The sequence below is a fragment of the Corynebacterium sp. genome, from assembly GCF_030530965.1.
Classification (GTDB): Bacteria; Actinomycetota; Actinomycetes; order Mycobacteriales; family Mycobacteriaceae; genus Corynebacterium.
The window spans coordinates 98,723-112,035 of record NZ_JAUMTY010000001.1 but is presented as its reverse complement, the minus strand read 5'-3'; the positions used below and the strand labels follow the sequence as shown (position 1 = coordinate 112,035).

The 13,313-nt window shown below is 55.8% G+C and carries 11 protein-coding genes; 6 read left to right on the top strand and 5 right to left on the bottom strand.

The genetic code is table 11. From position 1 onward, the window contains the following. Positions 1-447: 447 nt before the first annotated feature. From Q3981_RS00460 to Q3981_RS00440, 5 genes are all read left to right on the top strand, one after another. Positions 448-1,338, top strand: coding sequence for a fructose bisphosphate aldolase (locus Q3981_RS00460; RefSeq protein WP_204088348.1), 891 nt, complete (start codon positions 448-450; stop codon positions 1,336-1,338). A 165-nt stretch (positions 1,339-1,503) separates the two neighbouring features. Then, on the top strand, positions 1,504-2,421 hold the full coding sequence (locus tag Q3981_RS00455) for a hypothetical protein (protein ID WP_303122780.1): 918 nt from the start codon (positions 1,504-1,506) through the stop codon (positions 2,419-2,421). Between the two features lie 49 nt (positions 2,422-2,470). Beyond that, positions 2,471-4,993, top strand: coding sequence for a malto-oligosyltrehalose synthase (treY, locus tag Q3981_RS00450; protein WP_303122779.1), 2,523 nt, complete (start codon positions 2,471-2,473; stop codon positions 4,991-4,993). A 77-nt stretch (positions 4,994-5,070) separates the two neighbouring features. Beyond that, the gene (locus Q3981_RS00445) at positions 5,071-6,141 is read left to right on the top strand and encodes a GTP pyrophosphokinase family protein (RefSeq protein ID WP_303122774.1); all 1,071 of its coding nucleotides are present in this window, start codon (positions 5,071-5,073) and stop codon (positions 6,139-6,141) included. Between the two features lie 77 nt (positions 6,142-6,218). Then, complete coding sequence (locus Q3981_RS00440; protein WP_303122773.1) at positions 6,219-6,368, top strand: hypothetical protein; 150 nt, start codon at positions 6,219-6,221, stop codon at positions 6,366-6,368. Positions 6,369-6,410: 42 nt separating this feature from the next. On the opposite strand, the gene Q3981_RS00435 is transcribed toward Q3981_RS00440, so the two are convergent. The 4 genes from Q3981_RS00435 to Q3981_RS00420 are packed head-to-tail and all read right to left on the bottom strand — an operon-like array spanning position 6,411 to position 8,937. Next, complete coding sequence (locus Q3981_RS00435; protein ID WP_303122772.1) at positions 6,411-6,812, bottom strand: RNA-binding S4 domain-containing protein; 402 nt, start codon at positions 6,810-6,812, stop codon at positions 6,411-6,413. A gap of 9 nt (positions 6,813-6,821) precedes the next feature. After that, entirely contained in the window at positions 6,822-7,058 is a 237-nt protein-coding gene (locus Q3981_RS00430) for a hypothetical protein (protein WP_303122771.1), read from the bottom strand. Between the two features lie 25 nt (positions 7,059-7,083). Then, positions 7,084-8,169, bottom strand: a complete 1,086-nt coding sequence (locus Q3981_RS00425) for an ABC transporter substrate-binding protein (RefSeq protein WP_303122770.1) — start codon at positions 8,167-8,169, stop codon at positions 7,084-7,086. A 6-nt stretch (positions 8,170-8,175) separates the two neighbouring features. Continuing rightward, on the bottom strand, positions 8,176-8,937 hold the full coding sequence (locus Q3981_RS00420; protein ID WP_303122768.1) for a YigZ family protein: 762 nt from the start codon (positions 8,935-8,937) through the stop codon (positions 8,176-8,178). A gap of 77 nt (positions 8,938-9,014) precedes the next feature. Here Q3981_RS00420 and treZ point away from each other — a divergent pair, with 77 nt between their 5' ends. Beyond that, positions 9,015-11,198 carry a malto-oligosyltrehalose trehalohydrolase gene (treZ, locus tag Q3981_RS00415; RefSeq protein WP_303122767.1) on the top strand — a complete coding sequence of 728 codons (2,184 nt, stop codon included), beginning with the start codon at positions 9,015-9,017 and terminating at the stop codon, positions 11,196-11,198. Positions 11,199-11,306: 108 nt separating this feature from the next. Here the strand turns inward: treZ and dnaE are convergent. Next, a partial coding sequence (gene dnaE / locus Q3981_RS00410; RefSeq protein WP_303122765.1) for a DNA polymerase III subunit alpha occupies positions 11,307-13,313 on the bottom strand: 2,007 nt, incomplete at its 5' end.

The following is a 13,313-nucleotide window of genomic DNA, read 5'->3' as shown; positions in this document are numbered from 1 at the left end:
GAAGTTCTTCAGGTTCACAGTTGAGGCGCGGGGATCGAGGGCCGGAACCTCGCCACCGGAGCCTGAAAAGGGACGGATTGAGCCACATAGCCTGGGTTACACCCCATATAACTCTATGAGGTTTGTCACAACTTTTTCTCATACTTCACGATGCCCGAATAGGGCGATAATGTGCCCGATTAGTTGCGGTTAGCTACGAATGGGCATTACTGCACGTAAACGAACTGACACCCGTCGCAAACTCCACTTCCGCCCTTATCCCACTGCCTTAATCCGCGCGCACGACGGTGAAAACTCGCCAGAAATGATCGCAATTTTTTGTCCGATCGGTGTTCATTCAGACATTTTCGGGCTACCATAGAGCGCGACAGATGATCTCCCACGAATAACGGAGAACGTCTACACGACATCGACGTTGCCCATGATGGCAACATAGAAGGAGTTGTAATGAACCAGGAGCAGGCCACTCGCATGACTGAGGCCAAGGGCTTCATCGCTGCCCTTGACCAATCCGGCGGATCCACCCCGAAGGCGCTTCGCGCTTACGGCATCCAGGACGACGCATATTCCTCTGATGCCGAGATGTTCGATCTTGTCCACGCTATGCGTAGCCGTCTGATTACCTCTCCATCCTTCACCTCCGAGAAGGTACTCGCAGCCATCCTGTTTGAAATGACGATGGACCGCGAGATTGAAGGCATTCCTACCGCCCAGTACCTCTGGGAGAAGAAGGGTATCGTTCCGCTTCTCAAGATCGACAAGGGTCTGGCCGACGAAGAGAACGACGTTCAGGTCATGAAGCCCATGCCTGAGCTCGATAAGCTCCTCGACCGTGGCGTCGAGAAGGGCATCTTCGGCACCAAGGAGCGTTCGGTTATTAACGCTGCTAACGCTGAGGGCATCCAGGCTGTTGTTGACCAGCAGTTCGAGATTGGTAAGCAGGTCCTGGCCAAGGGCATGGTTCCGATCCTCGAGCCCGAGGTCACCATCTCTATCGACGACAAGAAGGAAGCTGAAGAGCTTCTGAAGGCTGCCCTTCTGAAGGGTCTGGATGACATTCCCGAGGGCCAGCAGGTCATGATTAAGGTCTCGATCCCGACCGTCGATAACTTCTACGAAGACCTCATCAACCACCCGAAGGTTATGCGCGTCGTAGCGCTGTCCGGTGGTTACGAGCGTGACGACGCTAACGAGCGCCTCTCCCGCAACAAGGGCCTCATTGCATCGTTCTCTCGCGCTCTCCTCGAGGGACTGACCGCTGATCAGTCGCAGGAAGAGTTCGACAACACCTTGGCTACCACGATTGATGGTATCTACAAGGCTTCGATCGCAGGCTAATAGCGACAACACCAGGGCTAACTTAGCCCATTGGTGATGGAATTCCGGGTGGCAGTGCAGCTGTCACCCGGTTTTTCTATGTGTGGACTTGTCACTTCACAGTGGCCCTCGCCACATATTGAGGTCACCGGGAACCACACGGTGATCGCGTCGTCAATAAGAAGCATGACACCTCATCAGGCAACTGCTTCGCTTCTTCCCTCCCGTCCCGCCTCGTCATTAGATGTAGACCAAAGATGCTCGAGCACTGAGACACTGAGCAGCTCACTGGGCGATGCGCCCATGCAGAGCCACCAACTCGAACTCCAACCACTGACTCAGGTCTCGCAGTACCGCGACGCGCTCGTTCACCTCGGTGCAGGTCTTGTAGCCCGGCTCACTGATAAACACGGGACGCCCGTTGATCGCGATAGTCTCACGTGCCCGGCGAATCACGCCTGGGGCAGCGCGGCGGATAATTTCCTGGAGTTCTTCTCTACGGAAAAAGGCCTGCGAATCCACTACCGCTCTCTTGACACCACCATTCCAGGTGCAACGGGGTGGGAACTTCGCACACCGCCCCCACCCCCACTGGATATCGATAATTGCGACGATTCATCGCTGCAGCTAGAGGCATCATTTCGTTCTCGGGACCAGAGCACCATGACGCGTCCGCAACCGAATGAAGACCGGATAGTCCCCAACGCTCATGCATGGCTGAGCCATCCTATCCTCATGCGAATTCTCCGAGACTACCTCTATGAACAATGGTCTCGTCCCACAGTGATCGGATGCATCAATAACGGAAATCTCATCGCCATACCCATCAACGACACACCGTCCCTTCTCCGCGCCCATCAATGGTTAAACAACCATTGGCCCGATAGTACGTTTGAGGTCTTCCATCAGCTATGGAAGATTGACAACCGTTTTCCCGAGCCCTGGGTCTTTCCGGAAAAGCAAGTACAGTGGAATTCTGGATCGAGCCGTAGCCAAACTGAGCCCATTCTGGACCCAATCCGCGCGCGTGACAGCGCTCTGTCGCGTCACACGACCTACACGCCGACGCCGCCTAGCAGCTATTACGGTGTCCGAGAACACTAAAGCCGTGGACATCAACCACTCCACGGGACAATGAGGAAAGAGGTAGACCATGCCACGCCGTTCACTCTCAGCCACGTATCGGCTGCAATTGCGCGGCCCGGATGCAGATCCGCACGGGCGGTCTTTCACCTTTGCCGACGCCAAAGCCATTGTGCCGTACCTCAACGAACTGGGCGTCTCTCACCTCTACCTCTCCCCCATCCTGACCGCTCCATCGTCGTCGAACCATAATTACGACGTCATCGACCCCACCGAAGTCAATCCCGCCCTGGGAGGACGCGAGGGATTCGAGGAATTAGCTCAGGCAGCGCATGAAGAAGGGTTGGGAATCATCATTGACATCGTTCCCAACCACTTGGGTATCGACGTACCTAAAGACAATCCGTGGTGGTGGGACGTCCTCACCTACGGGGAAGAATCACGATTCAACTCCTATTTCGATATCGATTGGTCCCCCGGCAACGGCGCCGATGGAAAGTTAGGCATCCCGGTTCTCGGCAGCCCCGATGACGTCAATGCCATCACTATCGTTCCCGTCGATGAGGACAATGCACCTGCTCATGTAGAAGGAAGCGGTGAACCCTGCCGATTCCTCCTGGACTACTACGGCAACTACTTTCCCGTTCGCCCCGGTACAGAAGGAGACGACCCCCTCGACGTCCTTTCAAAACAGCGCTATGCCCTGCGGTATTGGCGCGATGGTGTCATTGGCTACCGTCGTTTCTTCTCTGTGAACGGCCTTGCGGGAATCCGACAAGAAGATCCCGTTGTCTTCGAGCACACGCACCGCGTACTGCGGGAACTCATCGCGGCAGGCTTTATCGACGGTGTCCGCGTCGACCATCCTGACGGGCTCGCCGACCCATTCGGTTATTTGTCACGTCTTCGTGGCGTGGTGGGTGATCACCGCTTACTCCTCATCGAAAAGATCCTCGGCAACGCCGAGCCTTTAGATCCGCGGCTTGACGTCGACGGAACGACCGGTTACGACGCGCTTCGTGAACTCGACGGCATCTTTATCAACCGTGCTGCCGAAAAGAGCCTTGGTGCTATCGCACAGGAAAGATCTGAATCGACCTGGGATTCCGACAGTTATGAGTCCGCCATCGTCGCTCTGAAACGCGATGTGGCAACAAATGAGTTGGCTGCAGAGGTGCGCCGACTGGCACGTGCTATCCGGCATGACAACTGGTCAACCATCGGCAAGGATGTCACCGATGAGGAACTGACGCTGACTGTCACCGACGTTATTGCCCATATGCCGGTCTATCGTGCCGATTACCTATCGCTTTCGCGATTAACCTCCACTGTTATCCGGAAGATGGCCCACGATAATCCCGAGCGGAGCGCGGCCCTCGACCTCATGACAGCAGGTCTCATGAGCTACGGGGAAGCCTGGACGCGATTTGCCCAAGTATGTGGTGCAGTCATGGCGAAGGGTGTTGAAGATACTGCCTTCTATCGCGCGTGCCGTTTAATCGCTCTTCAGGAAGTAGGGGGTTCACCTGGGCTTTTCGGTGTGTCAGCGGCTGAATTCCACCTTCTCCAGTCCGAGCGGGCAAATTTGTGGCCGCGGTCCATGACGACGCTGACAACCCACGACACGAAACGTGGTGAAGATACCCGGGCGCGGATTATCGAGCTCACGGAAATCCCTGATGACTACCGGGAGTTCCTGAGCGGATTGGACACCCGCGCTCCTGCTCCCGACCCGGCGACATCACTGTTCTTGATTCAGAACATTATCGGCGTGTGGCCATCATCGGGTCGGATCGACTCAGAGCTCATCGATCGACTTCACGAATATGCCACCAAGGCTGTGCGCGAAGCCGGCCTGCACACCGAGTGGACAGATGTCAATGAGGAATTCGAAAGGTCCATCCACGAATGGATTGACTCGCTGTTTACAGAAGAGACGGCAGAATTCATCACCAGCTTTGTGCAAAAGATAGCGTCATCTGGGCATATCGTTAGCCTGTCGCGGAAACTACTTCAGCTCCTCGCCCCCGGGATACCTGATATTTATCAAGGCACTGAATTCCCCGAAGACAGTTTGGTCGATCCCGACAACCGTCGTTTTGTCGACTATCACTTACGACGGGCCGCCTTGGCAGAAATCCGCGACGCTGTGGGGCTCGGCGCTCACGTGTCATCACCCGAGGGCCCTAGCGTCAACGACATTCCTCTGCTTCCTGATTCCCAGGCTCGCAAGATCGCGGTCACCGCTGTGGCACTAGCGGTTCGTCGCGAACGCCCGTATAGCTTTATCGGGGCCTCCTACGTCCCCGTTTTTGCGCAAGGTCCGGCTGCTCATCACGCTATAGGCTTCGCACGAGGCAGCCGCCATACCGACGTGGACGTCGTCGTTCTGGTCACGCGAAAGCCTCTCGAACTCGAACGATCTGGTGGATGGAAAGACACGACACTATCTCTTCCGGACGGACGGTGGACCGACCGGTTTACGGGTGAACGGTACAGCGGCGACATTGCTCTCGCGGACCTCTTCCACCAGCATCCATACACTGTTCTTGTTCGTGACACACCGTCATTGCCCGACGAATCCCCGCGCTAAGTTCTAGCCAGACCATGTACTGTCCATAACGGATCACCCGTCGTCACGGATCATACGAAAGGAACCTTTACTCAACCTTGTCCCACCGCCACCACAAGCCGCCCAAGGAAACCTCGAGGCAGCGCGAGGCACGAAAGAAATACGCGACGTGGACCTCCGCGCACCCACTTGCCGCGAAGCAATTCGCTCGAACGATCGAGGATCTCCTTGGTGATTCCGGAATAGCTTTCGACGCTGTCACTGCTCGAATCAAAGCGCTGCCCAGCCTGTTAGACAAGGTAGAGAAGAAAACTGCTACCGGTGAGTGGTTCTTCCCCCACGGATTCGATGACGCCTACGACTTTATTGGCGTGCGGGTAACAACTTTTCACTCCACTGAGATCCCGGAAATCCGGCGCGTACTCGAACAGCACTTCGAGATCGACCGTGTCGTCGACAAAGCAGCTGAAACCCGAATAGCTGGCGGGTTCGGTTATGGTTCTCTTCATCTCATCTGCCGGATCCCAGACATCACCTCTGACTCCACCAATATTCTGATTCAAGAATTAGCCGAATATTCAGGGCAAATGATGGAAGTTCAAATTCGGACTGTCCTTCAACACGCGTGGGCCGAATTCGAGCATGATGTCCGCTACAAAGGGCCGAATACGGGAAGCGATCCACGAATCGATCGGGCATTCACTCTTGCCGCTGGTCTTATCGAACTAGCCGACCAACAATTCGACCAAATCGCGTCCATTGCCAACCAAACTCCTCGAGCAACGGATAGTTCCGACGATGCGTCGCTCTCTCCGGAGATTCTGCCGGGCGTTCTTACCGTCATCCTTGGGCCGCTTTTCCCCCGCTCGAAAAGCGAATACTACCGCTACGCGTACGCCATGTTGGCTGCCCACGGCATTACCGACGTCGGCGGTTTACGCGAGCTACTATCCGACGACCTCGCCGAGGCGGTCAGGTCGGTCATGCACCCAGATTTTCCTCCGGGACAGGTCCGCATGGTCGACGATGTTCTCCTGGCCCGATATGGGCGGGACCACATCAAGAAAACTGTCGATATCGGGGATCACGGAGAGACACGATCGGGCCGCTTGGGCAATCGGTGGAAGAAGCTGCTTGATGCCGGGCTAGGCGCAGCAAGTAAATCGTAGTCTCATCGTTATCGTTAGATGATCTGAGGAACAGTGGGGCACCGCTATACTCGGCACATCACAGAAGGAGCAGAAAGATGAAATTCCGCGCACAAGACGCCATCCTGATCCTTATTTCAGCGATCTTTTCCCTAGCGTTCTTCCCGCCCAAGTGGGCACTCGTTGTTTTTATCGTCCTTGTTCTCGTCGCCGTCGGGCTCAAGTACTGGAGTGAGCGAAAACAATAAAGCGAGCGTCCATATTCAAGCGCCCATCTTCTGGTTAGGCCTTTACCGACGTCCCCGCAGCTTTTCCATTTGCCGACGCTCTTTCTTAGTGGGACGGCCAGCACCACGATCCCGGCGCGGCATGGACGCAAGTATTTCGGGTGACGGTGGCGGTGGGGAATGGTCGGTATAGCACTCTCGTGCTACGGCTGCGCCTACACGTTTGGTGGGAGTTTTGACGACTTCGACAATGAATTCCCGGTGATGTGACCATGCGCGGACAGTGTCGCCAGGGACGACTGTTTGTGCCGGTTTGATTTGTTTACCGTTGACTTTGACGTGGCCAGCACGGACTGCGCCGGTGGCAGCGGTGCGGGTTTTGTATAGGCGGACAGCCCACACCCATATGTCGGTACGAACAGCTGAAGTGTTGTCCGCTGCGGAGCTGTGTTTCGTCGGTGACATGACCAGGTTTTATGTCCACGTATCTTCGTGCTTGAGGATTCTCATGACTTTATAGCCATCCCATGCACCAGCAGCGACGATGAGAATACTGATAATGATGAAGAATGTCGAACTTGCTACTGCGCTGGTAATCAGCGCGATAATTCCGACACCGGCGAAGGTGGCACCGCGGGCGGAGTATTTTCTCACCTCAGCTTTACGTTGTGCGGGTGAGGCTGCGACGTATCGATCAACCTGAGAACTCATGCTTACACTCTAGCGAAGAAAAAGGTCACCCGATTTTGGATAGCGCCCAGGGGACGGACAAGGGGTTCGGCATGCTCATGGCTGTTCCGAGTTCCTCCTGAAGAACCTGAGTGCGGCCTTCCTGCGCTACGTCGAGTGAGCTGAACACAGGGTCGTGGAGAAATGCCTCGCTTTTTCCTGCATAATCAATGACGAAAAGCTTGTCGAGACCTCGAAGGATGTCATAGTTTTCGGCTGATATTTCGTGGTAGAACGCCGAACTCTGCCCGCCAGAACCGTCCCCCTGAACCGATTGAGGGATGGTGTAGCCCATGTTCGTTATGAATTGTCCCCGGCCGGCCGAATCATCGTAGACGGCGACTTTGCCATCGTAGGGCATGACGATGGCAGCTTTTTTATTCTGGATGTCGGGGTGCTTGTCCCGGTATTTCTTGAAGGACTCTTTCACGCCGTCAATCAGCTTGTTGGCGTCCCCTTCCCTATCAACTGCTTTGCATACTTCTTTGATCTGTTCATCCCAGGGAATTTCATAGTCCTGGTACTTGTCGGAATGCGTTGCTATGGGTGCGATGGCAGAGAGATGCTGATGCGCTTCTTTATCCACTGCCGTATTAATCGCCATGATCAAAGAAGGATTTTTGTGGGCAATCGTCTCGAGCACCGACGTTGAGAACGCTTCTTGGGTGCTATCCAACACGATGGGGAGGTCATGAATCTTCCGCGACTGTAAAGCCTCGCTAGTCCAACTGTTCAGCGCCTTTGGCTGAACACCGTATGAGGTCGTAATCACGGGGATAATTCCCAACGCGATGAGGGTGTCTCCATCACCCATTCCTACTGCGGCAACCCGGCTGTCTTTCCCCTTCGAACCTTTCTGGTTGGCTCCCGACGATTGCCCTGCGGAATCATCTGACGAATCTGATGAGCATGCGGCAAGACCCCAACCCGCTGCCGCAATGACGCTGACTCCTGCGGCGCGAAGGAATGAGCGTCGGTTAATTCCCGGGCGTCCGGGTTCTCGATCGGGCCGTCCATCACGGCCGCCGATTGTATTTGTCTGGTTCTGAGATACGGACCCGTTCACAGCCGAACCGTCACTTTCTGGGAGCATGAGACCTTAGGTGGAGGTTTCTCTCCATGTTATTCCGGTCTCGTAGGTGTTGAAAACCCCTTGCGTCAATGCGGCTACTGCGGATACCACGGCGTCGACATCGCTCGGGGAGACGACGACGTTGATCTGCGCGATGTTGCCACTACCCCCGCTCCCCTCGTTGAGCTGCGGGGTGCTGGTATCCAGCGGACGTGCGTCCTCAGGTGCACCCGCCCCGTACACAGTGGGTTCCACTGACCAGTCATCGCTGCGGAGTGCGGATTCCACGCGGCCTGCGTCGGAAATAGAGACAATAAAGGTCATGCGTAAAGCCCGTCGACGCCGGGATGTCGGCGCGATAGATACTGTCTGCGCCACAGAATCTGAGTACGCACGAACCAGGCCACCCGCACCCAGTTTGGTTCCACCAAAATATCGGACGACGACGGCACACACGTTGGTCATTCCCGATTCGCGCAGAACATTGAGCATCGGCTGGCCAGCGGTTCCTGCAGGTTCGCCGTCGTCGGAGGAACGCTCAACGAGCATTAATGGTGCGTTCACCTTGTCCGGCATGTCATCAGCTTCATCCGACGCCACGGTAATAAACGCACTGCAATGGTGGCGGGCATCGGGGTATGCCTTGCGGATATCGGCAACATGCTGGCGCGCATCGTCCTCTGAATCGGCCCGCCGAAGATGACAAATAAAACGGGATCGTTTGATTTCCTGCTCAGTGGTGTAGTCCCGATAATCCCGCGGGACGACATACGACGGCTGGGTGCTCATAAGGATTTATTGTAAAGCTGGCCTGCTCGCTGAGAACTGACCTGCTCTCCCCGGCATAAATCCCCTACCCTAGATATATGGAACACACCAGGCCCGCCCAATCCACAGAGACCACGACATCCCCGGAACGCTATTTCCGTTTGTGGTCGCCCGACGCCACCGCCGCACGTGTTCATGTACGGCACCCTCATGGACAACAGGATAATTCCAGCTCACGCGGGCATAGTTCGTCGGCACTTTCTACGTCGACTCCTATAGAGCCCGGCGGCATCACCAGCGATGATGACACAGTGATCTACCCCCTGCATCGCACCGGGGAATGGTGGATCTCCGATATCCCGGCACAACCCGGTGACCGGTACGCCTTCTCCATCACCACCGATCCCGCTGCCAGCGACGACACAGAGTCGGGCAAGGATAGCGATGCTATTGAATGGGTCGGGCCGTTTCCTGACCCATGTTCCGAGCGACAACCGGACGGCGTCCACGGGTTCAGTGAAATATGGGAGCCGACATACGACTTCACCTGCACCCAGTGGCGTGGCCGCCCCTTGGAAGGATCCGTCCTCTACGAGCTTCACGTCGGAACATTTACTCCCGAAGGAACATTCGACGGACTCATCGGGAAGCTCCCCTACCTCAAGGATTTGGGGGTAACGACGATTGAGCTCATGCCTGTTGCCCCCTTCGGTGGCACGCGGAACTGGGGTTATGACGGAACCAATTGGTTTGCCGTCCAAGAGTCGTACGGCGGGCCGGACGGTCTGCGGAAACTGGTTGATGAGGCCCACCAGCATGGCATGGCAGTGTGTCTTGATGTCGTCTATAACCATTTCGGCCCGGACGGATATTATGGCGGCGCGTTCGCGCCCTACACTTCAGGCGGTTCAACCGGGTGGGGCGAGGTGGTCAACCTCGTCGGTGATCATTCAGACACTGTCCGGCGTCTGATCATGGACGCGATCCGACGCTGGTTCACCGAGTTCCGTATCGATGCTCTACGGCTCGACGCTGTTCACGCGTTCAACGACCCGGGTGCCCACCCGATCCTGGAGCAGATGAACGACGTGGCGCGGGACGTGACAGCCCGTACCGGTATTCCCCGCACGCTCATCGCGGAATCAGACCAAAATGATCCGCGCATCGTGAGCCCCGTCGCGGCCGGCGGCTATGGGTTGGCTGGCCAGTGGTGTGATGATGTCCACCACGCCATTCATTCAGCAGTCTCCGGTGAACACCATGCCTACTATGGCGATTTCGGCTCTCCCCAGGTTCTTGCTACGGCATTAACCCGCGCCTTCTGGCATGATGGCCGCTATTCGCAGTTCCGTGGCCGGACGCATGGGCGGCCGATCCACCATGCGACACAACCCGCGTCGTCCTTTGTCACATATACGACGACTCACGATCAGACTGGCAACCGCGCCGCCGGCGACCGCCCGAGCATGAATCTCGCGCCGGAGCAGCAAGTCGCGAAAGCAGCGCTTGTTTTCACTTCTCCCTACACGCCCATGCTCTTTGAAGGCGAGGAGTGGGGTGCCTCCACACCATTTCCGTTCTTTGCTTCGCATGAATCCGATGAACTTAATGAGTTGACCAAGGAGGGGCGCAAGCGCGAATTCGCACGCGCGGGATGGAGTGACGACGCCGTGCCTGACCCGTCTGCGCAATCAACATTCGACTCCGCGCGGTTAAATTGGGACGAGCTCACGGAGGGTTCTCATCAGGCCATCCATGATGCGTACCGGAAGCTGATCGCACTGAGGGAAGATTTCCCTCTCCTGCGCTCAGGGAACTTCGCGTCCATCTCAGTGTCGTGGCATGACGATAGCGGAAACCCTGCCGCGGCACCTCACGGAGCCGATGTCAATGCCTCGGGTGCGCTCTCAACCCCGCCGGTTGTCGACGAATCACCGGGACGCGGTAGGTGGATCAGGGTAGATAGGTTCTCTCCGGTCACGAATACGGCTGTCCCCGCCGGTGGGGGTAACACAGCATCGGCCCAGGCCGACGGCGACAACGCCATATCTGCCTTCATCAACCTTGCCGACGAGCCAGCTGAGGTTCCGCTCCCCCACGGCAGCGACATCACCGACTGGAATGTCATCTTCCGGTTTGGTGCGCCGGGAGGGAAAGAAGCGTCGTTAGCAACGGACACGGCAACCGCTCTGGAGACGTCGACCGAGGATAAAAGCGCTGGTAACGACGAGGAAACCCGCGTTACGCTAGCACCCTGGGAAACGATCATTGTTGCGCGATAGGCCGGCACAATGAACCAACACGATTGGCCAGCCCAGTAGCGAATATTCAGACTCCCTAGGTCGACACTAAAACTATCGACCTAGGGAGTTACCGTTCCACGGGGACAGCTAGGCCACAATGCCAGCTCCCAACGTGGCTTTCAGATCCCCCATCAGAGAACTCGAACGGTCAACTCGCAGGTGATTGCCCAGAACCATCATGGTGGAGTTGGCGCCGTCGACAAGGGTCAAATAAACATCGGAGTCGCCCTTATTCTCGACTAAAACTTTCTTTAGCCGGGCAATATTCTCCTTAGTGCATTGGTCAGTGCGCATCTTCAATTTCAGCGGACTCCCCTTGCCACCACCATTAAGGCTCAAATCCGCCTGAGTGAGATCATCGCAAAAGACACTCATTCGGTCATCACGATATTTAATATGCGCCTTAGCTTTAATAATCGTGTCTTCCACAATGAGCGGTGCCACTAATGCATAGAGTTTATTGAAAACAAGGATATCCACAGAAGCGCCGTTATGATCCTCAATAGTGACAATGGCCCATGGTGAACCATCTTTCTTGGAGAAACGACGGTCCACGGCGGAGATAATTCCGCCAATAACGATGTCCTGTTTATCCTTCAGTTCACCCGACAACACAGTGGTCAGTGGCGTATCCGTCTGAGCAGCTAATGTCTCTTCATACCCGTCAAGGGGGTGTCCTGAGACATACAACCCGAGCATTTCGCGCTCTAAAGCCAACTTATGCTTACGGTCCCATTCCTGGTCAGGAACCTCAATGGAAAAGGCCGAATCCTCTTCTTCAGCTTCTCCACCTAAACCAGCGAAAAGATCGAACTGCCCCTTGTCCGCGGCTTTCTTAGTTGAAATGACAGAATCAACCGCATCCTCATGGATCAAATAAAGACCTTTACGCGGGTGCCCCATGGAATCGAATGCACCAGCTTTGATCAACGATTCCGTCACTCGCCGGTTACACGCAATAGTATCGATCTTATTCAAATAATCAGTGAAATCTTTAAACGCACCTTTCTCCCGGCGCGTCGAAACAATCGACTCCACGACATCTTCACCAACATTGCGGACAGCGCCGAGACCAAAGCGAATATCTTTACCGACGGACTGGAACGTGTATTTCGACGAATTCACGTCGGGAGACAACACATCGATACCTAAGTGGCGGCAATCCGAAAGATAAATGGCAGACTTATCTTTTTTATCCGACACGGATGTCAATAGAGCCGCCATGTACTCGGCTGTGTAATTCGCCTTCAAATATGCCGTCCAGAAGGACACTAATCCGTAACCGGCGGCGTGAGACTTGTTAAAGGCGTAACCAGCGAACGGGAGAATAACCTTCCACAGCGTATTAATAGCGTCGTCCGAATAGCCATTCTCTTTCATTCCAGCTTCGAAACTGACACGTTCTTTCGCCAGAACCTCAGGCTTCTTCTTACCCATCGCTTTTCGGAAACTATCAGCTTGGCCCGCGGAATAATTGGCTACCTTCTGCGAGATCTTCATGATCTGCTCCTGGTAGACAATCAGGCCGTAGGTCTCCGCCAGAATGTCCCGAAGCGGTTCCTCCAATTCCGGGTGAATCGGGGTTATCTTTTCACGCCCGTTCTTGCGGTCAGCGTAGGACCAGTGCGCACCCTCGCCCATCGGTCCTGGACGATAGAGCGCCAACGCCGCAACAATATCCGAGAATTCGGTTGGGCCCATGCGTTTGAGCAGCTCACGCATACCACCACTATCCAGCTGGAACACGCCGAGAGTATCGCCGCGCGAGAGCAACTCGTACGTCGGCTCGTCGACAACAGACAGGCCCTCAAGGTCGAGGTCCTCTCCCCTGTTTTCTTTGATGTTCTCGATGCAGTCGCCGATAACGGTGAGGTTTCTAAGCCCCAGGAAGTCCATCTTCAACAGGCCAATGGCCTCACATGCCGGGTATGGCCAGCCGGTAATGATCGCCCCGTCTTGGGCGCGCTTCCACATGGGGATGTGGTCCAGCAATGGCACCGACGCCATAATCACGGCACAGGCGTGCACACCAGCCTGACGGACGACGCCTTCAAGCCCCCGAGCCGTGTCGAAAATCTTCTTCACATCGGGATC